This window comes from Anabaenopsis tanganyikae CS-531 (assembly GCF_029891675.1).
Lineage (GTDB): Bacteria > Cyanobacteriota > Cyanobacteriia > Cyanobacteriales > Nostocaceae > Anabaenopsis > Anabaenopsis arnoldii.
In genome coordinates this window covers 55,720-79,718 of record NZ_JANQDF010000015.1, presented here as the reverse complement: position 1 = coordinate 79,718, position 23,999 = coordinate 55,720, and the positions used below count along the sequence as shown (strand labels likewise).

Genomic DNA, 23,999 nt, shown 5'->3' with positions numbered 1-23,999 from the left:
GTGGTACCCGCACCCGCACCCGTGGTACCCGCACCCGCACCCGTGGTAACCGCACCCGCACCCGTGGTAACCGCACCCGCACCCGCACCCGTGCCATACCCTTCTATGACGCAACTACAGCAGGTAACTGCACGGTTATTCCACGTCCAGAGCGATCGCGAAATTGAATTACCACAAGGTCTATCTGTGATTCATATCGGCAAACCCAATGACCGGATTCCCCCAGATATTGATGTTTCGGGATTTTCCAATTCGGAAATTGTCTCGCGGATACATGCAGATATTCGCGTTGAGGGAGATTTTCACTACATAGAAGATGTGGGAAGTTCTAATGGGACTTACATTAATAACTCGCCCCTATTACCCGGTAACCGACACCGCCTCAGACCAGGCGATCGCATCAGTCTGGGTAAGGGAGATTTAGTCACGTTTCTATTTCAACTTGCCTAACTGATTTTTGCCATCCGAGAACTGTTCTCGGATGAGCAAATTATCCACATCAAACCAGGGACGGATGTTTACCAAAATTTACCTATGAAGGAACCAGGAAAAGATTTTTTACCAAAGCTGACACGCGTTGCTCCGCCCGTAGTAGAACCTATGGGACTAACTTGGCTAATTTCAGCAGCGATAGTGACTATCCTGTTATGGCAAGTTCCGGCAGGTGATTATATTTTATACCCTTTTAGTATCCTGGCAACTTGGTTCCACGAAATGGGTCACGGATTGATGGCTATGCTGTTGGGAGGACGGTTTCATCAATTACAAATTTTTAGTAATGGTTCCGGCGTTGCTAGTTATAGCATCTCCCAAGCTCTATGGCCAATTGGACCGGCTTTAGTCGCCGCCGCCGGTCCCATGGGTCCACCTATTGCCGGTGCTGGTTTGATTCTGGCTTCCCGTAATTTTACCACTGCTTCCCTGAGCTTAAAGATACTGAGTAGCGTTCTGTTACTTTCCACATTACTTTGGGTGGGTTCTGGGTTTGGATTGCTGGCGGTTCCCATATTGGGTTTAATTATTCTGGGAATATCCCTGAAAGCTCCCCAGTGGGTACAGGGATTTGCTATTCAATTTCTGGGCGTACAAGCTTGTGTCAGTACGTACCACCAACTGAATTATTTATTTAGCTACAGTGCCGGATCATTAGGAATTTCTGATACGGGACAAATGCAAAGGTATCTGCTTTTACCTTACTGGTTTTGGGGCGGGTTGATGGCGATCGCCTCTCTGGTGATTCTATTCCAAAGCCTGCGCATTGCCTATCGTGGGCAGTAATGGGTTAAAATCAATTCAGTCTCTGTATTTATTATAGCAAATGTGCCCGACATCACTAAGAATGCGGTTCACTGCATAAATCCTGAATGTAAACGTCCTTATCCTCAACCTTGGGGCAATAACTTTTGTAACAGGTGTGGCACACTGCTACGGATGTTAGACCGTTATGTGCCTCTGCAACCCTTGGTCGCGGGAGGATTCGCCCAAATTTACACAGTTTGGGATCAGAAGACCCAGACGGAAAAAGTACTCAAAGTTTTGGTAGAAAATTCACCAAAAGCACTGGAATTGTTTAGACAAGAGGCCGAGGTTTTAATTAAGTTGCGGCATCCGGGTATTCCCAGGGTAGAATCTGATGGTTATTTTCAAGTCAATGTACCCAATTCTAAACCGCGTCAACTAGCTTGTCTGGTGATGGAAAAAATTAACGGGTTGACTTTGGAACAGGTACTACAACAAAATTATCCTCAAGGATGTCCAGAGGATTTGGTGTTAACTTGGCTGTCTGAGGCTATAAATATTTTACAGGAACTGCACAAACTCAAGATTATTCATCGCGACATCAAACCTTCTAATTTGATGTTACGAACTTCCTCCCCCACTGTTACCCTGACTCCGGGGGGAAGCAAGGTAGAACTGGTATTGATTGATTTCGGCGGGGTCAAACAATTTAACACCGCTAAGGTACGTCGAGAGTCCAGTTCAACTAAGTTATATTCTTCTGGTTACAGTCCCCCAGAACAGGTGACCGGTAGTAATATTAGTCCTGGGGCTGATTTTTATGCCCTTGGTCAAACGATGATTGAATTACTTACGGGTAAGCATCCGCTGGAATTACGAGATCCTCAAACTGGTGTGCTGCGGTGGCGAGATCAGATAAAAGTTAATCCGCAACTGGCAGATTTACTAGATGAAATGGTACTAGAAGATGTGCGATCGCGTCCAGGAAATGCAGGAATTATTCAGAAAAGATTAAATAAGATTATCCACCAATCTTCCGGGACTAGCTTATTTTCCCACATCCAGGAATCTGTGGAGCAAGGAGCAGCAAAACTTGCCGCTCAGTTTATACTTTTAATACAGGCCATTAAGAATCTATTCAATCATCTCACCAATGCCATAGGTAAAACAATTGTTTTGATAGCGCAAGCAATTCTCAAGGTTTTACAAGCTTGTGGGGCGACAATTTGGGCTATGCTACTAACTAGCCTTGGCACTTGCCTAGGTACGATTATTGGTTTCTTTGTAGCTGATCGTACGGTATTAGGCGAGAAAGTTTCAGAATATATTTTGCGTCACCTACCGCAATCAGTAACTAATACTGAAGCTATGGTAGCCACAGAAATGATAGTGTTTGTTGGCGCAGGTTGGGTAACCGCATGGGGACTAACCATATCGGGATGTTTTGGTCAACGAAAACGGTTTTTAGTAGCATCGCTCATGGGTATGATCAGCTATGGGTTTAGTTGGTTAGTTTGGCAATTCATCACACCCAAAGATAGCGGTGAAGGACTATTGACAGTAATTTTAGTTGCGGTTTTTCTATTGACCTTGAGTATAGACTTTCGCAGCCATGACATAGTTCATGCTGTGGTCGCTACATTGGGTACTGCAATTGTGTTTGCACTGTTAATTATTTTTGGTTTCCCAACTACTGTTTTTGACTTTTCTGGTCAGTCCATCTTTTTAACATCATACCTGCCCATTGTTTTTTTGAGTTTGCTAGGTCTGTTAATGAGCTTTTGGTTAGGGGTGAGTTATTACCTGATTGTCCCCGGTTTGCGCTGGTTGGGGTGGCGTTAACGGGGTGGGGTAGAGATGGGATTTTGCCCACGCCTAAAACAAGATACCCCTAGCCGAAACGAAAAGAAAGCCAGGGGTATCACATATGTGGTACTCTATAAGGATTTCAGTATAGTGCCTTAGATTGACATACTCACCGATCTTGAATATCAGTGATTCTTGACAGTTCACAGTAACTCGCTGCCGAAGCAGTCTTATAGTCACTCCCTGTCCATTTAAAGTCGTGCCGATGCCCCAAGCCGACTATTGCATTTTAGCTTTTTGTTGTTTTTTAGGCAAGTTTTTTTCCAAGAATCAAAAAAGCCGTCGTAGAACAACGGGGTTTTAAACCCATTTTTTCGATAATAAGATAAATAGATGAATGTTTTAAAGCCTAAATCCAATTTTGTATAGTCCTTGAAGTAAATTTCTGAGATTTTTATAGTTTCTTGATCAATAGGTTACATTTGTGTTCTAGTGAAAATTAGTATATTTAATGACAGTTTAGTCCTCATGTTAGACAACCCTATCCTCAGATTGTAGCTGTAGAGGAAAAGCATTTTGTTCGGGAACACTTCTCTATGATGGAAACAAAGCCTGTCACATAAAATAGAGTAATGCTAACCCGTATTAAAGACTTAGTCGCAACATTAGCGCCCCGCTTAATTGAAATTCGTCGCCATATCCACTCTCACCCAGAAGTCAGCGGTCAGGAATACCAAACATCTGCCTTTGTGGCTGGTGTGTTGTCTTCTAGTGGTCTCCATGTAGAGGAGGGAATTGGTAAAACTGGGGTGATGGGAGAACTACAAAATACTGGGATAGATGAGCGTTTATTGGCAATTCGTACTGATATGGATGCTTTGCCAATTCAAGAACGGACAAATTTAGATTATGCTTCCCGTGTACAAGGTGTGATGCACGCTTGCGGTCATGATGTTCATACCACAGTGGGTTTAGGAACAGCAATGGTGCTCTCCGAAATAGCCGAGGAATTGGGCGCTAAAGTGCGGTTTTTATTTCAGCCCGCTGAGGAAATTGCTCAAGGCGCAACCTGGATGGTCAAGGACGGCGCAATGTCCCAGGTGACGGCTATATTAGGTGTTCATGTTTTCCCCTCTATCCCCGCAGGATCTATTGGTGTACGTTACGGTGCGTTGACGGCTGCGGCTGATGATTTAGAAATTATCATTATGGGAGAATCAGGCCATGGGGCGCGTCCCCATGAAGCCATTGATGCAATTTGGATTGCTTCACAGGTGATTACTGCGTTACAACAAGCTATTAGCCGCACACAGAATCCTCTACGTCCTGTGGTTTTGAGTATAGGGAAAATTACGGGGGGGAGAGCGCCAAATGTGATTGCTGACCAAGTACAGTTGTTGGGAACAGTGCGATCGCTACATCCGGAAACCCGGAGTCAACTCCCCAACTGGATTGAAAATATTGTGGCGAATGTCTGCCATTCTTTTGGGGCGCGTTATCAAGTTAATTATCGTCAAGGTGTCCCTAGTGTGCAGAATGATTATGCCATTACCCAATTGTTGCAATCTTCAGCTGAGGAAGCCTGGAGTAGCGATCGCGTCCAAGTTTTACCTGAGCCTTCTCTAGGTGCTGAAGACTTCTCTGTCTATTTAGAACACGCTCCCGGTTCGATGTTTCGCTTAGGTGTAGGCTACAAAGATAGAATTATTAATCACCCACTACACCATCCAGAATTTGAAGTCGATGAATCAGCGATTATCACCGGGGTTGTAACGATGGCTTATGCTGCTTATAAGTATTGCCAAAAAAGATAAAACTGCAACAAAAACAGCCTGTACCCGGACATACCCCAACATAGTAAAACCCACGCAAGTGGGTTTCAAATCCTTTTAATCACCTTCATCAATGAATGAGGGCGACTTAGCTAAACATTCGCTCCGGTTGTACTACCCCCCAATCTTGCTTGAATTTTGCTTTTAGCGGCTTTAAATTGTGTCGCCAGTTGCTCAGTTTGTTCAGTACTCAAGTTATTACGAATAGCAGCAAACATTGTGGTTTCTTCTTGACGAATATGATCGCCGACAATATCCATCAAATTTCTGACTCTATCTTTAAATTCCGCATCTGAGGGATTAATAGCGCGGATTTCTTCTAACAGCCGTTTTATGTGAGCATGTTCATCATAAAGTTCTTGGGTGTCGGAGTCACCATAGAAAGAACGTACTCTGGGGTAAACAACTTCCTGTTCAGCTTCGGTATGAGTCGTCAGGTCTTTGTAAGCTTGACCAAAATACTCCTGAATCTTTTGGGGATCGTTGCTTTGTAGTAATTCTGTAAACAGGATATTCACCTTATTGTGATCCATGCGGATAACATCCTGGATATTCATATCTTTTTTGTCACTGGTTTGGGTAACCGCGCTACCTACCGCACCACTAAAGGCTGCGATCGCATCTTGAACTCGTCCCCAAATCCCTTGATCTGCATTTTGTCCAGTCAGTTCACGCACACCTAAAACCTCTAAAAAACCTTTGAGTTGTTCTTGGTGAGCGCGGTTTTCAAAGTTAACCGTATTCAAAGGGCTAATGGCGGCCATGACATCAGCACCAACCTTTTGAGCCGCCTTGTGAATCAGTACACCACACATTACCTGTTGATGTTTTAATAATTCATGTTGAAATATTTTTTCATAAAAACTCAATTGAGATCCCTGCATTAATTCCCGGACTTGATTACACATTTCTTGAACCATTGGTTCTGGTTCTTTTCGGATGCCATACTGAATAATTGTAGTTTCCAGAACCCCTTGATTTTTCTGGTCATCTTCTAGCATCTTCCGGAGACGTTCAGATATTTCCACATCTGTTGATTGCGTCAAAAACAGTTGCTCATTTTCTATAAGCAACTGTTGAATTAGTTGCATACTTGCCAATTTTATGCCGATAGCATTTCGTTTGGTATCATCTAATGTCGTTACCATCTCCAGTTCTCCTCTGAAATTATTTCGTATTATTACTCTGTCTAAGAGTGACATATAATTTATGTAAGTTACATCTTTCTTTTGAATGATCGCCTTCACAACTCAAGATATAAAAATCAGATATAGTCATCCTATTTGACTTGAGAAATTATGATTGAGGAAAGGGAACAGGGAACAGGGAACAGGGAACAGAAATTGTTCATGAATCATTTAGGATTGCTATATATATACAAAAAGATTAGAATTATACTTGGGGAAATATAACTGTATAGCTGTAAATACCCCACAGGGAAGATAAAAATTTTTGGCAATTTTTATAAATTGACTCAAGGATACTGAAATAGATTTTCTCCAATAATACTAGAGCATCCTAATGGATAGGTATATTCAGACATTTAACCAAGCCAGAGAATTAATTTTGATGTTGGGGATGAAGTTATTTTCATAACTTCTCACTCAATAAACATCAAATCCGAGAAATTAACCTTACATATAGCGGCTCATATTCAACAAATTTCTTTTAGCTAAAAATAGGATAATAAATCATGGAAAGTACAGGAACAGAATCCAATTCCACACCATTTCCAAATATCCCACCAATTATTGAAAGCGACAACAGAGAGTATCAAGATAGCGGTGTACCTAGCACAGTGGCGATCGCTGGACATCCTTTACACCCCCTAACAATGATTTTTCCCATAGCCTTTTTAGCTGGCGGACTGGGGAGTGACTTCGCCTATTGGTTAACTAAGGATTTTTTCTGGGCCAGAGCTTCACTATGGTTAATTGGACTCGGACTTATAGGAGGACTCATCGCCGCCATCACAGGGATGAGTGACTTTTTGAAAATTGAACGTGTTCGCAAGCGCACCGCCGGCTGGATGCACTTATTTCTTAATGTCACTATTTTAGCGTTAACATCCATCAACTTAATTTTACGTCTGGGCGATGCTGAAGCCCGAATATTACCTTGGGGATTCTTCCTGTCCCTAGTTGTGGGTACGCTCACAAGTATCACTGGTTGGTTTGGGGCTGAACTTTCCTATCGGCACAAAATTGGTGTAGTAGGTGCTGGTAGCAGAAGATATCCCTAGTTCTTTGTGATGGAGGGTTAATAACTAATCCTCCTCACACTTCTGGGTCTAAATACAGAGAGATTCTGAATTCAATCACTCCTCAAGGTTTGTCAGCTCTCATCTTGGCTATTTTGCTCGCCATCAGGAAACAGGACTTGTAACTATATATTATAAATAGGATATATAACTAACAATAATGGGATATGCAAAGAAGAGTTAAAGTTAAACCTAATTGTAAAGAACAAAAAATTGAAGAACAAAGTGACGGGAGTTTGACTGTCAAATTAAAGTCACCCCCAGTAGATGGTAAAGCAAATGAGGAATTAATTAAACTCTTAGCGGAAAAGTTTAAGGTATCAAAATCTCGGATTAGTATTAAATCTGGTTTATCCTCTCGGCAAAAGCTGATTGAAATTGATACAGATAATTAATTGCTTTATTGTTATATCTAGTACAATCTACCAGTGAGTTTTCTATTCAATATTGATATCTTGTGTAATGGGAATATATCTAGATTGAGATTTTACTCGTTTGATCCACGCTTTGATACCGGGGAAATTTGTCAAATCAAAACCTCCTTCATGTGCCACATGAGTATAAGCAAACAAGGCAATGTCGGCAATTGTATAACGATCGCTCACAAAAAACTCATGAGTCATCAAATGATTTTCCATAACCTTTAGTGCTGCATACCCAGCGTCACGTTGTTGTTCTATAGCTGTGCGATATTCCTCAGGTTTACCTAAAATAGAGAGCCAAAATCTTGATTTAGCGATAAAAGGTTGATGACTAGATTGTTCAAAAAATAACCATTGCAATACTTGTGCTCTGAAAAAGCGATCATATGGTAAAAATTCTGTACCTTCACTCAAATACATTAATATAGCATTTGATTCTGCCAAATACTTACCAGTATCAATTTCTAAAACTGGTATTTTCCCGTTAGGATTCTTACTTAAAAATTCCGGTGTGCGAGACTCTCCTTTCAAAATGTCAATGGTTACTGTCTCAAATGGCATACCCATTTGTGTTAATAAAAGTCGCACCTTGTAGCTATTACCAGATGGTAAGAAATCATACAGTTTGAGAATTTTCATGTGAATAAGAATATAACAATCAATATCAAAATAAGTGATGCACTAAAATACAATATATTACGAAACAAAGTTGGAAAAACAGGATATATATTGTGAATATGCAGCATATTCACATCTGATTAAATTATATAAAAAAACCACAAATAACAGAAATGATAGTATTATTTAATGCTGGTGTTTAAAATTGCGATTTTATTCAGTGGAGTAAGATAAAACTATCTAGGGAATATTTACTTTAAATCAGTCATCAGCGGCTTTAATTTCGTGATTTCGGTTAGATAAAATTCGAGATTTAGTTGCTCAATATAACATTGCAGTTACGCAAAAAGTGGCAACTGTACTAAATAATCCTGAAACTCACAAGCGTGAATTGCAGCAGTTAAATGGGGGCTGAATATCTGCTTGGGCGAAAATTCACCAAATGGGTGTGAAGCTTATCAATGCTAGGGTAGAAAAAGTTAAGGAAAAACCAGGGTAAGCTCAGTATTCAAGCACCGAGCCTTGGCTGGTTTCTGGGAAGTATGGCAACCTCCACAGGAGAACTGCCAAGGCGAGTAAATTAAATCTTGTACAATTTTAACAACGGCAGCTAATGAATTAGTCCAACCAATTCATCATCGTATGCCGGTTATTTTGGCTCCACAAGATGACGATTTGTGCTTAAATCCCCAAATGGCAACACCGCCAAACACTACAGCAGCTATTGTGTCCATATCAAGTTCAAGTAATGACTGGCTACCCAGTTAATAGCTTGGTGAACAATTCTCGACATAATTATGCTGAGTGTATCATTCCTCTGAGTGAAGATCACCCACTTCCTGAGAATAGCTGTTCACAGTCCTTGAGCCGGACTTAGCGAAGGCGAAGTCTGTGGGTGCTTCACGCCAATTGCTGTATAACCATAGAGGCAAATATGCCAAGAACACAGAAAAACGATAATTTCATTGACAAATCCTTTACAGTGATGGCGGATATCATCCTGAAAATCCTCCCCACCAACAAGAAAGCTAAAGAAGCATTTGTGTATTACCGAGATGGGATGTCAGCCCAGGCTGAAGGAGAATATGCTGAAGCCTTAGAGTACTATGAAGAAGCGCTGACACTAGAGGAAGACAGTAATGATCGCGCGTATATTCATTACAATATGGGGCTAATCTATGCCAGTAATGGTGACCACGATACAGCTTTAAAAATGTATCACCAAGCGATTGAATTAAATCCACGTTTACCCCAGGCCTTGAATAACATTGCGGTGATTTACCATTATCAAGGTGAAAAGGCCAAAGAAGCTGGGGATAATGACGCTGGCGAAGCATTTTTTGATCAAGCCGCAGATTATTGGATTAGAGCCATCCGCATGGCTCCTAATAATTACATTGAAGCCCAGAACTGGCTGAAAACTACCGGACGTATGCAAATTGACGTATTCTTTTAATATTCTCTAGGTTGGGTTAAAGCTTTGCCAAACCCAATACCAAGAAACTCACCCCCACCTCCACAAGGGAGGCGGGGCGGGTTTGTCTCTCCCATTGAGCATAAGAAAAAAAATTAACCATTGAGAAACCATGATTGATCGGGAACAAGTTCATAAAGTAGCTCTTCTAGCTCGGTTAGAATTAACAGCACAAGAGGAGGAGAAATTTACCACCCAACTGGGAAGTATTCTGGAATACGTGGAACAGTTGAATGAAGTAGATGTGAGTGATGTGTTGCCGACCACAAGGGCGATTGATGTTAGTAATGTGACTCGAAAAGATGAGTTACAACCATATCCTGAGCGAGAAGCCATTCTTAATAGTGCGCCGGAACAAGAAGGGGAATTTTTTAAAGTCCCAAAAATTTTGAATAGCAACGAGTAGGGATAATTGCCTTTTTTTGGCGCTCCGTTTGTGGTGAAAACCATCCCAAGTTTTAATAGCCATGGTTTTGTATATTTCTTGGGCTTGTCCTGACTCGGATTGTACCAAAATGCCTTGCAATTGATTTTAATGCCCCTCATAAGGGCAATGAAGTAGTTAAAAGAACATTAAATTAAAGATAAACACAGATAATTTATCTGTGTTTATAGACAGGAGGAAATTATCCCCTGTTTAACTCGCAAACTAACACAGCACTTTTGTAAGTGTGGCTGTGAAGTTGGGGTAAGAAATGGCTGCTGCTTCGGCTTGGTGAATGGTGGTGATCCCAGTAGAAACCAGAGATGCGATCGCCAGACTCATGGCAATGCGATGATCTGTATGACTATCCACATCAGTACCGACTAAGGGCGTACCGCCAGTAATTTCCATACCGTCGGGTAATTCATTAACTTTTGCGCCCATTTTATTGAGTTGCTGCGCCATCACAGTAATGCGATCGCTTTCTTTGACTCGTAATTCCGCAGCATCTCGAATAATGGTTGTGCCGGTGGCAAATACTGCTGCTACTGCTAGGATAGGGATTTCATCAATCATTCTGGGAATAATATCCCCCGCAATGGTGCAGCTTTTTAAACCACTCGAACGCACTCTTAAATCTGCGACCGGTTCCCCAGCGACTTCCCGCTGGTTTTCCAGTTGAATATTGGCTCCCATGAGTGCTAAAGCCTCTAATATCCCGGTGCGAGTGGGATTAACACCGACGTTTTCTATCAGTAATTCAGAATCAGGTACAATTGCCCCAGCTACTAACCAAAAGGCTGCGGAACTGATATCCCCGGGGACAATAACTTTTTGTCCGTGTAATTGGGCCGGTCCCTTCAAAGTGACGCTATTGGTGTCTGGGTCAATAGTCAGTTCAGCACCAAAAGCCCGTAACATCCGCTCGCTGTGGTCACGAGAAAGAGCGGGTTCTGTGATGGTGGTTTGTCCTGGGGTTAATAAACCTGCAAGTAATAGGCAAGATTTAACTTGGGCCGAGGCGATGGGAGAATGATAATGAATCGGTTTGAGGGCTTGACCTTGAATTGCTAAGGGTGCTAAAGAATTACCCTTACGCCCCCAAATTTCCGCCCCCATTTGTTGTAAGGGTTGAACCACACGGGACATCGGGCGCGATCGCAAAGAACTATCACCTGTAACCGTAAAAAACCGCCCTGGATGAGATGCTAAAAGCCCTAACATCAGTCTGAGTGTAGTACCAGAGTTGCCAGCATTCAACACATCCATTGGTTCTTGGAGTTGTCCCAAACCAATCCCCTGAACCCGGACTAATTCGGTGTTCAGTTCAGAAATTTGCGCCCCCATAGCTTGAAAACAGCTAGCAGTGCTACGGGGGTCTTCGCCTAAAAGCAGCCCTTCAATCTGGGTTTCACCATGGGCGATGGCTCCTAACATTAAAGCACGGTGTGATATGGACTTATCACCCGGGACACGAATACAACCGTGTAAAGACAGACCAGTAGAGGGAGGGTGGATAATTAACTTGTGAGACTGGTCTGTTTGAGTTTCTAAAGTTATGACAGCAGCGGACATGAGGTTACCTAAAATCAACTTTTATTACTTGTTTGTGTTTGCATGTCGTGAATACGCAACCACTTTGTTGTCAGGGGTTTTCAGCCAGTCAAAGATAGGATGAATATTAGTAGTCTGTTGACATCAACTTTATATGTCCCCATCTTTAACTGAAAAAATTCTCTCTCAAGTACCAGGTGATGTTCTGGGAGCTTTACGTCAAGGCGATCGCCTGCTAGAATCTTTGAGAGAAAATACAGCACCAGTCCCCACAGTAGTTAAACACAGTCAGCAACCATTAGAAGCTGTAGACTGGGATGTAATTGTCTGTGGTGGGACTTTAGGGATTTTAATTGGTTGCGCCTTAGCAGTAAAGGGACTGCGGGTAGCGTTAATAGAAAGGGGAATTTTACGGGGGAGAGTACAAGAGTGGAATATTTCCCGCCCCGAATTGCAAGTATTTCTAGAATTAAACCTACTGAGTACCGCAGAATTAGAACAGGCGATCGCTACTAAATATAACCCAGCACGGGTAAGTTTTGCCGGTGGTACCGAAATCTGGGTAGAAGATGTCTTAAATATCGGCGTAGATCCAGTTTACCTACTAGATACATTAAAAAACCGATTTATCGCTGCTGGGGGTAAGTTATTAGAAAATACACCCTTCACTCAAGCTATAGTTCATCCAGAGGGAGTCATAGTCAATAACCAATATAAAACTAGATTATTAATCGATGCTATGGGAAACTTTTCTCCCATTACCAGACAAGCACGCCAAGGTAAAAAACCAGATGCTTTGTGCTTAGTAGTAGGAACTTGCGCCCAAGGTTTCCCAGTAAATACCACTGGCGACTTATTATTTTCCTTCACATCCTTAGAAAATCAATGTCAATACTTTTGGGAAGCGTTCCCAGCCAAAGACGGTAGAACCACTTACTTATTTACCTACATGGATGCAGAACCACAGCGCTTGAGTTTAGCCGAATTATTCGAGGAATATCTGCGACTACTACCAGAATATCAGGGTGTGGAATTAAACCAATTGCAATTTCAACGAGCGCTGTTTGGCTTCTTTCCCAGCTATCGGGAAAGTCCGATTAAAACCCCTTGGAACCGCCTGTTAACCGTGGGAGACAGCAGTGGTAGTCAATCTCCCCTAAGTTTTGGCGGCTTTGGGGCGATGATACGTCACCTCAAGCGGTTAACATTTGGGATTCATGAAGCACTGCAAACTAATCAATTATCCGCCCAAAACTTAGCACTGCTGCAACCCTATCAACCAAATCTCACAGTAACTTGGTTGTTTCAAAAAGCCATGAGTGTGGGTGTAAATCAGAAAATCCCCCCAGAGCAAATTAACGAACTACTCCGGTCTGTGTTTCAGGAAATGCAACAACTAGGGACACCAGTTTTGAAACCATTTTTGCAAGATGTGGTGCAATTTTCAGGACTGACAAAAACACTGTTAAGAACTGGTTTATTGCATCCGCTATTAGTGGCTAAAATTATTCCACAAGTTGGTATACTCAGCTTAGTGGACTGGATAGTACATTACACTAATTTAGGGGTTTACACTGCTTTATTTCAGTTAACCCCCATATTACAAACATGGATTAACAATCAACCCGCAGAACAGAAATATTATTGGCATCGTTTAGTTGATGCTTGGAAATATGGTTCTGGTAGTGACTACTTTGATGTTTAACGGCAATTATCATAAATATCCGCCCAAGTATTGAGTCTACTGGTGTGTTTGTGCTAAATCCAAGACTTCTTGGGTAGTTAAACTCCGTTTGTGCTCCATAGACGCTTGTCGCACCGCCTCTAAAACAGATTTCGTTGCTTCTGGGTTTAGAGAAATACCATGCTGCTGCAACAAGTTTAATAATAAATGCCTGCCAGAATGTTTACCCAGAAGTAAACGCCTCTCCCCACCTACCTCTTCGGGAGCAAAGGGTTCGTAAGTATGAGGGTTTTGCAGTACACCATGACCATGAATACCTGATTCATGAGCAAAACTATTTTCCCCCACTATTGCTTTCCAGGGATGTACATTGTGGCCTGATGCTGATGCTACCAGTCGGGATATTTCCCATAAGTGAGCAGTATCAATGCCTAAATTACTATTATGGATGTGTTTGAGAGCCATAACAACTTCTTCTAAAGCAGCATTTCCTGCTCTTTCACCTAAACCATTAACTGTGGTATTTGCTGATAAAGCACCCGCCTTGATCCCGGCTAGAGTGTTGGCTGTGGCTAAACCAAAATCATTGTGGGTATGCATTTCTACAGGTATAGACAATGCGTTTACTAATTTTTTAACTTGCGTGTAAGTATTGAAAGGATCCAGGACTCCCACTGTATCACAAAAACGAAACCTTGATGCGCCACATTCTTGAGCATCAAGTGCTACATCTAAGAGGAATTTTTCTTCCGCTCTAGAGCCATCTTCCCCACCTACGGAAACAAACAGTCCATGATCAAGGGCAAAGTTGATACTGTCTCGCAGTTTTTGTAAAACTAACTGCCATTTACCCTGAAATTTAGCATTTATTTGAATTGCTGATACAGGGATGGATATATGCACTCGCTGCAAACCACAATCTATGCTAGCTTGAATGTCGGAAATTACGGCGCGGTTCCAACCCAGGAGTTGAGCTTGTAAACCTAAGTTGACAATTTTGTTTATGGCTTGTTGTTCTGTTTCACCCATGGCGGGGGTCCCAACTTCTAGCTCATGAACTCCAATCGCATCCAGTAATTGGGCGATCGCTATTTTTTCTTGTAAGTCAAACACCACACCAGCGGCTTGCTCTCCATCCCGGAGAGTAGTATCGTTAATTACAATTCTACTCATTTCTTTAGTGTCTGTGACATCATACCTTAATATACAGAATTTTCACCAAAAAAGTAAGTAAAATTACAATTATTATCCGGAATTTTTAAGTAAATCAAAATACAATTTTACATTTCTATTCAATCAAAGCCCCACCACAACTTGAACCACAGCCAGCAGTACAGCCATAACAATAGTTAGCTGTTTGAATTTCAGTAATTAAGTCTAAAGTTCCAGACTCTAGCAATTTACTGACTGTTAATGATTCACCATTACCAGTTTTAGCTGGTAGGTTCATCATTTGATTAAAATCACAATCATAGACATTACCGAGGTAGTCAACCGACAGTTCATTACCACACATTAAGTGCTCAACTGTACTGTGATTAAAATGGGACTCTAAAAACTGTAAGTAGCTAGTATGCAGACTTTTTCTTTCTAAATATATTTTAGTTCTGCCAACCGGTAGATTAGTGATGGTAAATAAGTTGTTAAACACAATATCAAAATGCTCTTGCAAGAACCTTTTGTAATCTCCTTCTAGTTTAGTTTGCTCAGGGGCTAAAGAGAACTTTTCGCTAGTAGGTAAAGGTGGATTATATACTAAGTCCAAAATTAAATCATATTTCTTGCCATAACCGAGTTGATTCAGCCATTGTAAGGCTGTAATTGAAGCATCAAAAACACCATGACCGCGCATTTTATCAACATTATCGGCCATGTAGCAAGGCAAAGAAGCAACAACTCTTACTTGGTGTTTGGCAAAATATTCTGGTAAATCACCAAAACCATCTTCAAAATAAATTGTTAAATTAGACCTGACAATCACCTGCTTACCTGTAGATTTTGCCGCTTCTACCAAGGGCTTAAATCCATAATTCATTTCTGGAGCGCCACCAGTTAAATCTACAATCTCAATCTCCGGGAACTGGTGGATTAAAGTAATTAACTGTTGGCAAATTTCGGGAGAAAGTTCTTCTACACGTTTCGGACTGGCTTCGACATGACAGTGATTACAAGCAAGATTACACCGCCTACCTAAATTAATTTGGAGAACAGAAATACTTTTTTTTGTCAGAGGAGAAGTAAGTTTATCTTTAAATGATGTTATGACTGGTGTGAATATATTTGTTTGAATATTTGACATGATTTTATATTCCCAAATTAGTTAACATTATTATGGTTTATCGAAGGTTTATCTAATTTATATTACTTTTTACTATCATTGTAATAATCTATAAATAATTCCACTAATCATCATGGCAATGGGTAAAGTTAAAACCCACGATAATAAAATATGATAAAAGACGCGGAAATTAGATTGGTTGTCAATCAGTCCTACACCAAAAATAGAACTAACTGAAACTTGAGTAGTGGAAATAGGCAGACCAAAATAACTAGAGGCTATTACTAAAATCCCAGTTACCATATTTGCAGATAGTCCCTGGTTATGATTGATGTCGGCAATTTTCTCGCCCATAGTTTCGGCAATTTTTTGGGAGTTGAGTAAACCACCGAGTCCCATGGCCATTGCTATGGTTAACATTCCTCCTTGAACCGAAAAATAATCAATAATTAAAATGAGGGAAACAATCTTAGGAGTGTCATTTAAACCTCTGGTAAAACTGATAATACCTGCACTGATCAAGTGGCAAATATTAACTATTTTTTCGTCGGGTTGCAGGTTAACTTTAGAACCGATGTATTGGAAGAATCGATGACTTCCTGCTGCTAAACAAATAGCAATAATAGGACTGAGAAAGAGGGGTAAAATAAATAAGCTGCCCAAAACTGCAAAGTTAACCTTGAGTCCAATAGCCACTAACCCTGCCCCCAGTATAGCACCTGTGATAGTGTGAGTTGTGGAAATGGGAAATCCTGTGATGGCAGCAAATAGCAAGGTTAAACCGGTGGTGATGGCTACAGCTAAATGGATTTCTGGTGCATTAGCGATCGCATCTGGAAATATACCTTGAGCAGTAAACCTTGGTACTAATGTACTTGCCCAGAAAACCGCAGCTACAGCACCAGCAAAAGTTGTAAAACTTGCCCACAAAATTGCTGTTTGGTAACTCATTGTGCGGCTACCAAACAGTGTTGCTACACCTTTAAAGTTGTCGTTGGCTCCATGGGAATAAGCTAAAAAAAGCGTAGCCAAAAATAAACTAATTATTAACATTTTTGGGGCGTTCAGAGTTAACAGCAACCACCACCGCTATAGTACCAGGTAGAATCGGTGATTAAAATTTCTGCTGGCTTGAAGGCGGCCAGTTTAGCCGCAGTTTTATCACAGACGGCTGCGGGAATACCACGCTGTAGCAGATGTCCATCCCCATCATTAAAACAAGATTCTATACCGGCATAAATTGCCGTTTTCCCGGTAAATATACAAGGGCCATCTTCGGGAATATCAACTTTAAAAGCAACAGAATCAAGACTTTCTAACAGGAGATGTGTTTCTAAGTTGTAAGTGTGGGAATCTAGCAGACGGTAAGGGCGGCGGGCGCGAATTTCAATTTGACCAAAACCGGCATTAACGATACTTTGAGTATATTCCTCATAAGTGAGCGCCCCGGATAAACACATAGCACGTAGTCTCTCATCCTGTTGTAAATGAGCAGGAATTGCACGGGTAGCAATGGGGTCGCTCATCTGCAAGCGTCCACCTGATTTTAAAACTCGATATGCGGCTTTTAAAGCACGGCTTAAGTCTTCTGGCTCAAAAATGTTAAAAAGGCAATTTTGCGCCACAATATCGACCCTAGCATCACCTACGGGCAGATTAAAAGCGTCGCCTTCCCGAATTTCTACAAAGCTGGGATCAAACCAAGGGTTTTCTCTAGCGGCAATTTCTAGATTACGTGCGGCGGCTTCTCGCATAGCTGCAACTGGTTCAATGGCAATTACAGCACCTGGATAACGAGAAAAATAAGCGAATTGCAGTGCTTCCAACCCACCACCCACACCGACATACATCACCGTGGGTTGGTTGGAAAGTTCATTATGGTGAACGGTGGTACCACAACCATAGTTCATTTGCTGCATTTCCCGGGGAATTTTCAGCCCTGGGAGTTGCACGGGTGTAGTTTGGACACAACACAGTCCCACTTCTGGTGTTTGTGCAACTTGACTGTAAAACTGTGCTGCTGTTTCTAGATAGGTCATTATAGTTTTGGTCTGATATGTTGTGTCTAGATGCGGCCTTGTGCATCCTAATATAGCTAATCATGATTTAAATCAAACAAGTGCAGATTTATCGATTCTTATCTGTAATTAGTTATTTCTTCAAGTACTATGACTCAAATTCGGATAATTAGTGATGTTTTCTCCACTCGTTGCATCTACCCCTGAACTTGAGTAACACTTGAGAGGGGTTACTCCCTTTGAGTTTTAACCAGATACAAGGGTGATTGATGTATGACTTCTAACTTTTTGAGCAACAAAAAGCGCCTGTTTGATCAATGGGCTCCCAGCTATGATTGGCTTTTTCCTTCGGTAATTTACCAAGCTATCCACAAGCGGTTATTGGAGTATGTGGATTTACCCCGGGGGGCTAATATACTTGATATGGGTTGTGGAACTGGAAAACTTCTTGACCGCTTACTAAATGAATTCCCTGATGTCCGTGGTACTGGTTTAGATTTGTCTCCAGAAATGTTGCGGATAGCCAGACAGAGCGATCGCCACCGTCCACGTTTAATTTATATTCAAGGTCAAGCGGAATCTTTACCATTTGGTGAAGGTGAGTTTGATGCTGTATTTAGCACTATCAGCTTCTTACACTATTTGGAACCTGAGCAGGTACTAAGGGAAGTAGCGCGGGTGCTTTCTCCGGGAGGGCGGTTCTATTTAGTGGACATTACCACCAAAAAACAGACAGTGCCCCAAGTGTTACCAATGTCTGATGGGAGGATGAGATTTTATAGCCCTCAACAACGTGAAGTTTTTGGCTCATCGGCGGGATTATTGTGTGTGACTCACCAGTATTTATTAGGTCCTGTTTTGCTGACAATTTTTGCTAAACCATCTGAGATTTAATCAGAAATATTACTTAACTGGTGGTAGCATTTCTAAAACTAGAATTTGTAAATCAGGAAACGCCAAGGGGGAAATAGTCGCATCTTCTGGCAAAATCGCTGCGCTTTCATACCCTAACTGAGTGGGTTCCCGAAAAACGTGTAATTGACGGCTAGTTACATCTAGCACCCAATAATCTGTAATTCCGGCTTGGGAGTAGGCTTTTGCTTTAGTGTCACAGTCTATTTTCAGACTACTATCTGCTACCTCAATAATCAGATAAACTTCTGGTGGTGTAGGATGATGGTCTGCATAGTCTAAAGGATCTACTTTGACGACAGCAATATCTGGTTCTGGTTCAGACATTTCATTTAACTTAATGGGGTCTTGAATGGATACCCAAGCCAGATTTGCTAATCTGTTCTTTAGCAAGTAATCTGTTCTTCCCACTGCTGACCTATGAGCTGTTCCTTTAGCAATCATCCATATAATCTTTCCTTCTAGAAGTTCCACTCGCTCGTCTACAGCAAAAATCCCAGCCGCAGCCATCCGGTGGTATTCTTCAACTGTCCACAGGCGAAGCGGTAAGGTTGTTTCTGTGTTTTGCATGATTTGTATAGCAAATGTGAAAATCGCCGGTATTCACATTTTAACATTTAATATTGACTTTTTTCTATTTCTGTGATAATGAGGTGACAAACATCAATAATCACTCAATGTGCCAAAATTTGAATTTCATCTAGTTGATTAATTACCACATCCGCACCCCGGACATGATCTGATTGACCCACCCAGGTAATACCAATGCAACCTGCGGCTTGAGCATTACGCCCCATTTGCATATCACCGACCGCATCCCCTACCATCAAGCTATGACCAGGTTCTACCCCCAAAGCCTGACAAGCCTGTAAAAACAAGATGGGATCTGGTTTACTCGGTCCGTCATCTACTCCTTTTTGCACCTGGATGTAATCATGCAATTGGTATCTGGTGACAAAATCACTGACTTCGGCTGTGGTGGAGGCGGAAATTATCCCCAGTTTGATTCCTGCGGCTGATAAGGATTTTAATAGCTCTAAACTACCTGGAAATAGTGGCGCTGGAGTGGTACTGAGATATTTTTCCGCTTCCTCTAAGGATTTGCGAGCGATTGTTAAAGACTCAAACCATCCTCTCCCAGTTTCGGCAATATATGCAGCTGCGGCGATTTCTGTTTCCCTGCGACTAGCTACCGAGATTAAACCGGCCCGGTCTAGGGTGTCGCTGTTGATACCAAAAGCCATTAATAAGGGCTCGCCAATACCGGGTATTTGCGCGTCTATGATCCGCACTGCTTTTTGTCCGAGCGATCGCAAATAGGCTTCTGAGTCTTCCAATGTACCATTTTTATCAAAAAAAACTGCCTCGATCTGATCAAAACTGATATTTCTACATTTAATATTTACCAAGCCATTTCACCTCATATAAACAGTTTTTAGTAGAGAATATAGTAAAAAACTCCGATAATTACTCCCATAATTATGGGAGTAATTATGAGAGTTTTGCACTTTTGGTCATCTGAGATAACAGGTTTTAACCGATACTTTTTTGCTCACTAAGGCTAACAAATACATAACTTAAGATTGTTTCTCAACCAGGGGGTATCAAGCAATGCACTCCAGATAAATTAAGCGCGCACCTGTTAAAAAATTCCTGAATCTAAATCTATAATAAGACCTTGGTTCTCGGCTTTATGTTTGAGAATTTCGTGACCAGGATTTTTTTAACCTTGTTTTAACAAAAGCATTATTGACACTCTCAGGTCTAAAGACACTGATATTCTGCTGACAGAATAACTTTAGGTCTAACCCCACAGTCTTACTCTCGCTATGATCGTCAAATACCGTCTACCCAGTCGGCTAAAGTCTAAGCCTAGCTTACTGGCTACTTTTCACAAGCAAAGACAACGGTGGTTGTAACCACCAAGTCGCCTCCCTGTCAGGGCTAAAGCCGCTGAGTTTCCCGCTTACCGCGATATTTTTATCAAAGAAAGTGAGCAAATCATTCCTGTTCAACAGCAGACGGAATATCGTCTTCAAAATCGGTTGCTACTGGGGCTTCCGCATCTATTGTAGTTACAGCTGATACTTCTTCTGTAGCCGGAGCTTCTGCTGTAGCTTCTAGCGCCTCCTCAGCAGCCACAACCTCCTCAGCTTCGGTAGGCGCAGCGGTAATACCTTGCTGTTTAGCTAACATCTGTTCGCGATACTTAGCCGCCATTTCTTCGGCTTTATCATAAACCAAATCACGGTTTTTAATCATATCACCGGGTTCTGGTTCCAGCTGCTTGGTAGACAGGGAAATCCTACCTCTTTCTGCATCCAAATCAATGATCATGACTTTAACTTCATCATTGACATTGAATACGCTGTGAGGTGTATCAATATGCTCGTGGGATATTTCCGAAATGTGTAGCAGTCCGCTCACACCACCAATATCAATAAATGCACCGTAGGGTTTGATACCACGAACCGTACCGATGACCACTTCGCACACTTCCAGACGGTTCATCTTGCGCTCAACCAGCGCTCGACGGTGGGAGAGAACTAGGCGGTTGCGTTCTTCGTCCACTTCTAGGAATTTTAATGGTAGTTCTTCGCCCACCAATTCTTCTTTGGCTTTGCGGGTACTAATATGAGAGCCGGGGATAAAGCCGCGTAATCCTTCAATGCGGACTAATGCACCACCGCGGTTAGTAGCAAACACACCGGAGCGAACAGTAGCATCTTCTGCTTGTAACTGCCGCACACGTTCCCAAGCCCGCATATATTCGATGCGACGAATGGAAAGGGTGAGCTGACCATCTTCGTTTTCATCGGTCAGGATGAAAAATTCTCTGGTTTCGTTGGATTGTAAAACTTCTTCCGGGGCATCGACCCGGTTAATAGACATTTCTTGTATAGGTATGTAGGCTGCTGTTTTAGCACCTATGTCAATCAGAGCGCCGCGCGGCTCTATACTGAAAACTGTGCCCGGGACAATATCCCCAGGGCTAAAGTGATAGTCATACTTATCAAGTAGAGCAGCGAAATCTTCGTGAGTGAATCCAATTTCTGTAGCGGTTAAGTTCTGATTGACCATGCTGATTTGTTCCTGGTTCTAGTCTCCGTAAAGGTTGTGGCATAGGCGTGATGTATATGCAAGGCACTACGAGGCAGGTACACCTACATCTTTTTTTATATTAGCTTATAAAAGCTAGTATTAAAACATATTAACTTCCAGATATTAGATTATATCATATTATTTTATGACTGCAATGATTTTTTTATGCTGATTTAACACTGCCTGGGTATTGACAAAATGACATATCCGCCGATAACACCATTGTGATCGGCGAATAATAAGATTTAAATGCCCTTAACATTCCGGTAAGAGCAGTTTATTTTTCTTCTTTCTTTTCGATGCGGGGGGGTTCGCGGAATGCGATCGCAAAGAAAAGAACTCCTATGGCCAAAGCCAAAATCAAGATATATGCAACGCTTTCCATATTAAAAGCTCCTGCGTCATTAATTAGTCAGTAATTATGGTTTTTGAGTATTTGACGACTTTTGTGGCTAATTACCAGGCATCAAGCGTCTTTGTTACGGGTAGGTCTTGGGACTGGGTTATGGCAAAAACCATTCCCCAGCCCCTAATCCTCAGAAATCAGAGGAATTGCTTACGCTTCCTTACGTACACGGGTGGTCTTGTCACCAACTTTCTGGAACAGACCCCATTCAACTTGTTCTTCCAGGTCAGCATCAACACCGGCAAATACGTCTCGGTAGATTGTCCGAGAACCGTGCCAGAGATGACCAAAGAAGAACAGAAGAGCAAATACAGCGTGTCCGAAGGTAAACCAACCCCTGGGGCTGGTACGGAATACACCGTCAGAGTTCAAGGTTTCGCGGTCGAAATCAAAGATTTCGCCACCTTGAGCCTTACGGGCGTACTTCTTCACATCGGCTGGATCTGTAAAGGTTTGACCATCTAGGTCACCGCCATAGAAGCTAACGGTAACACCAGTTTGTTCAAAGCTATATTTGGATTCTGCCCGACGGAAAGGAATATCAGCGCGGATGACTCCATCAGCATCAGTCAAGATCACTGGGAAGGTTTCAAAGAAGTTGGGTAGACGACGCACGGTCAATTCCCGACCTTCACCATCTTTGAATACCGCGTGACCTTGCCAAGATTGGGCGATACCATCACCCTTAACCATTGGGCCTGTACGGAATAGACCACCTTTAGCTGGGCTATTACCCACATAATCATAGAAAGCCAGTTTTTCAGGAATTGCTCCCCAAGCTTCTGAGAGGGTAGCGCCTTCAGCCAAACTGCTTTGTACGCGACGCTCAATTTCCTGAGTGAAGTAGTTTTGATCCCACTGATAACGAGTAGGTCCAAACAGTTCAATAGGGGTGGTAGCGTTACCGTACCACATAGTCCCAGCAACTATAAATGCTGCGAAGAACACCGCCGCAATACTGCTAGAAAGTACGGTTTCAATGTTCCCCATCCGTAGGGCTTTGTATAGCCGTTCGGGGGGTCTAACTGTCAGGTGGAATAAACCCGCAATAATACCAACAACCCCTGCGGCGATATGGTGAGCCACAACGCCACCAGGGTTAAATGGGTCGAAACCCGCCGGACCCCATTCTGGCGCTACTGGCTGAATACTACCAGTGATTCCGTAGGCGTCAGAAACCCACATACCAGGGCCAAATAGTCCAGTGAGGTGAAAAGCACCAAAACCAAAACAAAGTAGACCGGATAAGAACAAGTGAATGCCAAACATTTTTGGCAAATCTAAAGCAGGTTCACCAGTGCGAGGATCTCTAAAGAGTTCCAAATCCCAGTAAACCCAGTGCCAAACGGCTGCTAGGAACAATAAACCGGAAAGGACGATGTGAGCCGCAGCTACACCTTCAAAAGACCAGAAACCAGGGTCACTTGCAGGTCCACCGGTGACGCTCCAACCACCCCAGGATTCGGTAACGCCTAAACGGGCCATGAAAGGTAGTACAAACATACCTTGACGCCACATCGGGTTAAGAACTGCATCACTGGGGTCATAAATAGCTAGTTCGTACAATGCCATTGAACCAGCCCAGCCTGCAACTAGGGCTGTGTGCATCAAGTGTACAGAAATCAACCGTCCTGGATCATTCAGAACGACTGTATGTACTCGGTACCAGGGTAGTCCCATCGACTACGCTCCTCCTCGATGAATTATGTTTACAAAGGAATTTTCTTACTGAGGTTCTGAGGGACGGAACCGTTTAAGGTTTGCAGTGGCTTAGGTGGGGTTAATCCTCCTATGTCGCTGTTTTACCGCCATTCAGCCAACTCTTTGAGTTTTTTTTATTGCCAGTCTGCTATATAAAACCTAGACAAAGCTAGACTTTACTTTCTACTTCAACGGGAGCATGGGAGCGGTTATCCCTCAGTAGACTTGCACGCCTTAGCCAGACGCGATATTTCTCAAGTTGAGATTTA

23 protein-coding genes are annotated in these 23,999 nt (G+C 42.3%); 11 read left to right on the top strand and 12 right to left on the bottom strand.

The window, feature by feature from the left end; translation table 11 throughout:
* The 4 genes from NWP22_RS01700 to NWP22_RS01685 all read left to right on the top strand — a co-directional run.
* On the top strand, nucleotides 1-450 hold a 450-nt coding region (locus NWP22_RS01700), incomplete at its 5' end, for an FHA domain-containing protein (RefSeq protein WP_280801442.1).
* 84 nt (nucleotides 451-534) lie between these two features.
* The gene (locus tag NWP22_RS01695) at nucleotides 535-1,278 is read left to right on the top strand and encodes a M50 family metallopeptidase (protein ID WP_271733928.1); all 744 of its coding nucleotides are present in this window, start codon (nucleotides 535-537) and stop codon (nucleotides 1,276-1,278) included.
* A gap of 42 nt (nucleotides 1,279-1,320) precedes the next feature.
* Entirely contained in the window at nucleotides 1,321-3,081 is a 1,761-nt protein-coding gene (locus NWP22_RS01690; RefSeq protein WP_280801441.1) for a protein kinase domain-containing protein, read from the top strand.
* 596 nt (nucleotides 3,082-3,677) lie between these two features.
* Nucleotides 3,678-4,859, top strand: coding sequence for a M20 family metallopeptidase (locus NWP22_RS01685; RefSeq protein ID WP_271733930.1), 1,182 nt, complete (start codon nucleotides 3,678-3,680; stop codon nucleotides 4,857-4,859).
* A 110-nt stretch (nucleotides 4,860-4,969) separates the two neighbouring features.
* Here NWP22_RS01685 and NWP22_RS01680 read toward each other — a convergent pair whose 3' ends face one another.
* Nucleotides 4,970-6,025 carry a hemerythrin domain-containing protein gene (locus NWP22_RS01680; protein ID WP_271733931.1) on the bottom strand — a complete coding sequence of 352 codons (1,056 nt, stop codon included), beginning with the start codon at nucleotides 6,023-6,025 and terminating at the stop codon, nucleotides 4,970-4,972.
* 545 nt (nucleotides 6,026-6,570) lie between these two features.
* Here NWP22_RS01680 and NWP22_RS01675 point away from each other — a divergent pair.
* Both NWP22_RS01675 and NWP22_RS01670 read left to right on the top strand, forming a co-directional pair.
* The gene (locus tag NWP22_RS01675) at nucleotides 6,571-7,119 is read left to right on the top strand and encodes a DUF2231 domain-containing protein (RefSeq protein ID WP_271733932.1); all 549 of its coding nucleotides are present in this window, start codon (nucleotides 6,571-6,573) and stop codon (nucleotides 7,117-7,119) included.
* 185 nt (nucleotides 7,120-7,304) lie between these two features.
* Nucleotides 7,305-7,532 carry a DUF167 domain-containing protein gene (locus NWP22_RS01670; RefSeq protein WP_271733933.1) on the top strand — a complete coding sequence of 76 codons (228 nt, stop codon included), beginning with the start codon at nucleotides 7,305-7,307 and terminating at the stop codon, nucleotides 7,530-7,532.
* A gap of 42 nt (nucleotides 7,533-7,574) precedes the next feature.
* Here NWP22_RS01670 and NWP22_RS01665 read toward each other — a convergent pair whose 3' ends face one another.
* Complete coding sequence (locus NWP22_RS01665; protein ID WP_271733934.1) at nucleotides 7,575-8,198, bottom strand: glutathione S-transferase family protein; 624 nt, start codon at nucleotides 8,196-8,198, stop codon at nucleotides 7,575-7,577.
* 621 nt (nucleotides 8,199-8,819) lie between these two features.
* Between NWP22_RS01665 and NWP22_RS18330 the strand changes: the two genes are divergently transcribed.
* From NWP22_RS18330 to gatC, 3 genes are all read left to right on the top strand, one after another.
* The gene (locus tag NWP22_RS18330) at nucleotides 8,820-8,945 is read left to right on the top strand and encodes a hypothetical protein (RefSeq protein WP_417006608.1); all 126 of its coding nucleotides are present in this window, start codon (nucleotides 8,820-8,822) and stop codon (nucleotides 8,943-8,945) included.
* Between the two features lie 166 nt (nucleotides 8,946-9,111).
* A complete protein-coding gene (locus NWP22_RS01655; protein ID WP_271733935.1) occupies nucleotides 9,112-9,633 on the top strand; it encodes a photosystem I assembly protein Ycf3 in 522 nt (173 codons plus the stop codon).
* A gap of 130 nt (nucleotides 9,634-9,763) precedes the next feature.
* A complete protein-coding gene (gatC, locus tag NWP22_RS01650; protein ID WP_271733936.1) occupies nucleotides 9,764-10,057 on the top strand; it encodes an Asp-tRNA(Asn)/Glu-tRNA(Gln) amidotransferase subunit GatC in 294 nt (97 codons plus the stop codon).
* 243 nt (nucleotides 10,058-10,300) lie between these two features.
* Here gatC and aroA read toward each other — a convergent pair whose 3' ends face one another.
* The gene (aroA, locus tag NWP22_RS01645; protein WP_280801440.1) at nucleotides 10,301-11,650 is read right to left on the bottom strand and encodes a 3-phosphoshikimate 1-carboxyvinyltransferase; all 1,350 of its coding nucleotides are present in this window, start codon (nucleotides 11,648-11,650) and stop codon (nucleotides 10,301-10,303) included.
* Nucleotides 11,651-11,783: 133 nt separating this feature from the next.
* Between aroA and NWP22_RS01640 the strand changes: the two genes are divergently transcribed.
* Nucleotides 11,784-13,334 carry an FAD-dependent oxidoreductase gene (locus NWP22_RS01640; protein WP_271733938.1) on the top strand — a complete coding sequence of 517 codons (1,551 nt, stop codon included), beginning with the start codon at nucleotides 11,784-11,786 and terminating at the stop codon, nucleotides 13,332-13,334.
* Nucleotides 13,335-13,370: 36 nt separating this feature from the next.
* Here the strand turns inward: NWP22_RS01640 and nifV are convergent, their stop codons facing one another.
* From nifV to arsM, 4 genes are all read right to left on the bottom strand, one after another.
* The gene (nifV, locus tag NWP22_RS01635; RefSeq protein ID WP_271733939.1) at nucleotides 13,371-14,486 is read right to left on the bottom strand and encodes a homocitrate synthase; all 1,116 of its coding nucleotides are present in this window, start codon (nucleotides 14,484-14,486) and stop codon (nucleotides 13,371-13,373) included.
* A 115-nt stretch (nucleotides 14,487-14,601) separates the two neighbouring features.
* Nucleotides 14,602-15,612 carry an arsenosugar biosynthesis radical SAM (seleno)protein ArsS gene (arsS, locus tag NWP22_RS01630; protein WP_271733940.1) on the bottom strand — a complete coding sequence of 337 codons (1,011 nt, stop codon included), beginning with the start codon at nucleotides 15,610-15,612 and terminating at the stop codon, nucleotides 14,602-14,604.
* A gap of 75 nt (nucleotides 15,613-15,687) precedes the next feature.
* On the bottom strand, nucleotides 15,688-16,644 hold the full coding sequence (locus NWP22_RS01625; RefSeq protein WP_280801439.1) for an inorganic phosphate transporter: 957 nt from the start codon (nucleotides 16,642-16,644) through the stop codon (nucleotides 15,688-15,690).
* A gap of 17 nt (nucleotides 16,645-16,661) precedes the next feature.
* Nucleotides 16,662-17,630 carry an arsenosugar biosynthesis arsenite methyltransferase ArsM gene (arsM, locus tag NWP22_RS01620; RefSeq protein ID WP_271733942.1) on the bottom strand — a complete coding sequence of 323 codons (969 nt, stop codon included), beginning with the start codon at nucleotides 17,628-17,630 and terminating at the stop codon, nucleotides 16,662-16,664.
* Nucleotides 17,631-17,882: 252 nt separating this feature from the next.
* On the opposite strand from arsM, the gene NWP22_RS01615 reads away from it, so the two are divergent.
* Nucleotides 17,883-18,503 carry a class I SAM-dependent methyltransferase gene (locus NWP22_RS01615; RefSeq protein WP_271733943.1) on the top strand — a complete coding sequence of 207 codons (621 nt, stop codon included), beginning with the start codon at nucleotides 17,883-17,885 and terminating at the stop codon, nucleotides 18,501-18,503.
* Between the two features lie 9 nt (nucleotides 18,504-18,512).
* Here NWP22_RS01615 and NWP22_RS01610 read toward each other — a convergent pair whose 3' ends face one another.
* From NWP22_RS01610 to psbB, 5 genes are all read right to left on the bottom strand, one after another.
* Nucleotides 18,513-19,091 (bottom strand): Uma2 family endonuclease, encoded by a 579-nt coding sequence (locus tag NWP22_RS01610; RefSeq protein WP_271733944.1) that lies wholly within the window; start codon nucleotides 19,089-19,091, stop codon nucleotides 18,513-18,515.
* 104 nt (nucleotides 19,092-19,195) lie between these two features.
* Complete coding sequence (locus NWP22_RS01605) at nucleotides 19,196-19,930, bottom strand: HAD family hydrolase (RefSeq protein ID WP_271733945.1); 735 nt, start codon at nucleotides 19,928-19,930, stop codon at nucleotides 19,196-19,198.
* 592 nt (nucleotides 19,931-20,522) lie between these two features.
* Complete coding sequence (locus NWP22_RS01600; protein WP_271733946.1) at nucleotides 20,523-21,602, bottom strand: 30S ribosomal protein S1; 1,080 nt, start codon at nucleotides 21,600-21,602, stop codon at nucleotides 20,523-20,525.
* Between the two features lie 298 nt (nucleotides 21,603-21,900).
* Nucleotides 21,901-22,008, bottom strand: a complete 108-nt coding sequence (locus tag NWP22_RS01595; RefSeq protein WP_089093525.1) for a photosystem II reaction center protein T — start codon at nucleotides 22,006-22,008, stop codon at nucleotides 21,901-21,903.
* Between the two features lie 171 nt (nucleotides 22,009-22,179).
* The gene (gene psbB, locus NWP22_RS01590) at nucleotides 22,180-23,709 is read right to left on the bottom strand and encodes a photosystem II chlorophyll-binding protein CP47 (RefSeq protein WP_280793050.1); all 1,530 of its coding nucleotides are present in this window, start codon (nucleotides 23,707-23,709) and stop codon (nucleotides 22,180-22,182) included.
* Nucleotides 23,710-23,999: the final 290 nt, after the last annotated feature.

Bases quoted from the DNA above. Each gene is read 5' to 3' on its own strand.
- NWP22_RS01695 (WP_271733928.1), top strand. From the start codon at position 535: ATGAAGGAACCAGGAAAAGATTTTTTACCAAAGCTGACACGCGTTGCT.
- NWP22_RS01685 (WP_271733930.1), top strand. From the start codon at position 3,678: ATGCTAACCCGTATTAAAGACTTAGTCGCAACATTAGCGCCCCGCTTA.
- NWP22_RS01680 (WP_271733931.1), bottom strand. From the start codon at position 6,025: ATGGTAACGACATTAGATGATACCAAACGAAATGCTATCGGCATAAAA.
- NWP22_RS01675 (WP_271733932.1), top strand. From the start codon at position 6,571: ATGGAAAGTACAGGAACAGAATCCAATTCCACACCATTTCCAAATATC.
- NWP22_RS01670 (WP_271733933.1), top strand. From the start codon at position 7,305: ATGCAAAGAAGAGTTAAAGTTAAACCTAATTGTAAAGAACAAAAAATT.
- NWP22_RS01665 (WP_271733934.1), bottom strand. From the start codon at position 8,198: ATGAAAATTCTCAAACTGTATGATTTCTTACCATCTGGTAATAGCTAC.
- NWP22_RS18330 (WP_417006608.1), top strand. From the start codon at position 8,820: ATGCCGGTTATTTTGGCTCCACAAGATGACGATTTGTGCTTAAATCCC.
- NWP22_RS01655 (WP_271733935.1), top strand. From the start codon at position 9,112: ATGCCAAGAACACAGAAAAACGATAATTTCATTGACAAATCCTTTACA.
- gatC (WP_271733936.1), top strand. From the start codon at position 9,764: ATGATTGATCGGGAACAAGTTCATAAAGTAGCTCTTCTAGCTCGGTTA.
- aroA (WP_280801440.1), bottom strand. From the start codon at position 11,650: ATGTCCGCTGCTGTCATAACTTTAGAAACTCAAACAGACCAGTCTCAC.
- NWP22_RS01640 (WP_271733938.1), top strand. From the start codon at position 11,784: ATGTCCCCATCTTTAACTGAAAAAATTCTCTCTCAAGTACCAGGTGAT.
- nifV (WP_271733939.1), bottom strand. From the start codon at position 14,486: ATGAGTAGAATTGTAATTAACGATACTACTCTCCGGGATGGAGAGCAA.
- arsS (WP_271733940.1), bottom strand. From the start codon at position 15,612: ATGTCAAATATTCAAACAAATATATTCACACCAGTCATAACATCATTT.
- NWP22_RS01625 (WP_280801439.1), bottom strand. From the start codon at position 16,644: ATGTTAATAATTAGTTTATTTTTGGCTACGCTTTTTTTAGCTTATTCC.
- arsM (WP_271733942.1), bottom strand. From the start codon at position 17,630: ATGACCTATCTAGAAACAGCAGCACAGTTTTACAGTCAAGTTGCACAA.
- NWP22_RS01615 (WP_271733943.1), top strand. From the start codon at position 17,883: ATGACTTCTAACTTTTTGAGCAACAAAAAGCGCCTGTTTGATCAATGG.
- NWP22_RS01610 (WP_271733944.1), bottom strand. From the start codon at position 19,091: ATGCAAAACACAGAAACAACCTTACCGCTTCGCCTGTGGACAGTTGAA.
- NWP22_RS01600 (WP_271733946.1), bottom strand. From the start codon at position 21,602: ATGGTCAATCAGAACTTAACCGCTACAGAAATTGGATTCACTCACGAA.
- NWP22_RS01595 (WP_089093525.1), bottom strand. From the start codon at position 22,008: ATGGAAAGCGTTGCATATATCTTGATTTTGGCTTTGGCCATAGGAGTT.
- psbB (WP_280793050.1), bottom strand. From the start codon at position 23,709: ATGGGACTACCCTGGTACCGAGTACATACAGTCGTTCTGAATGATCCA.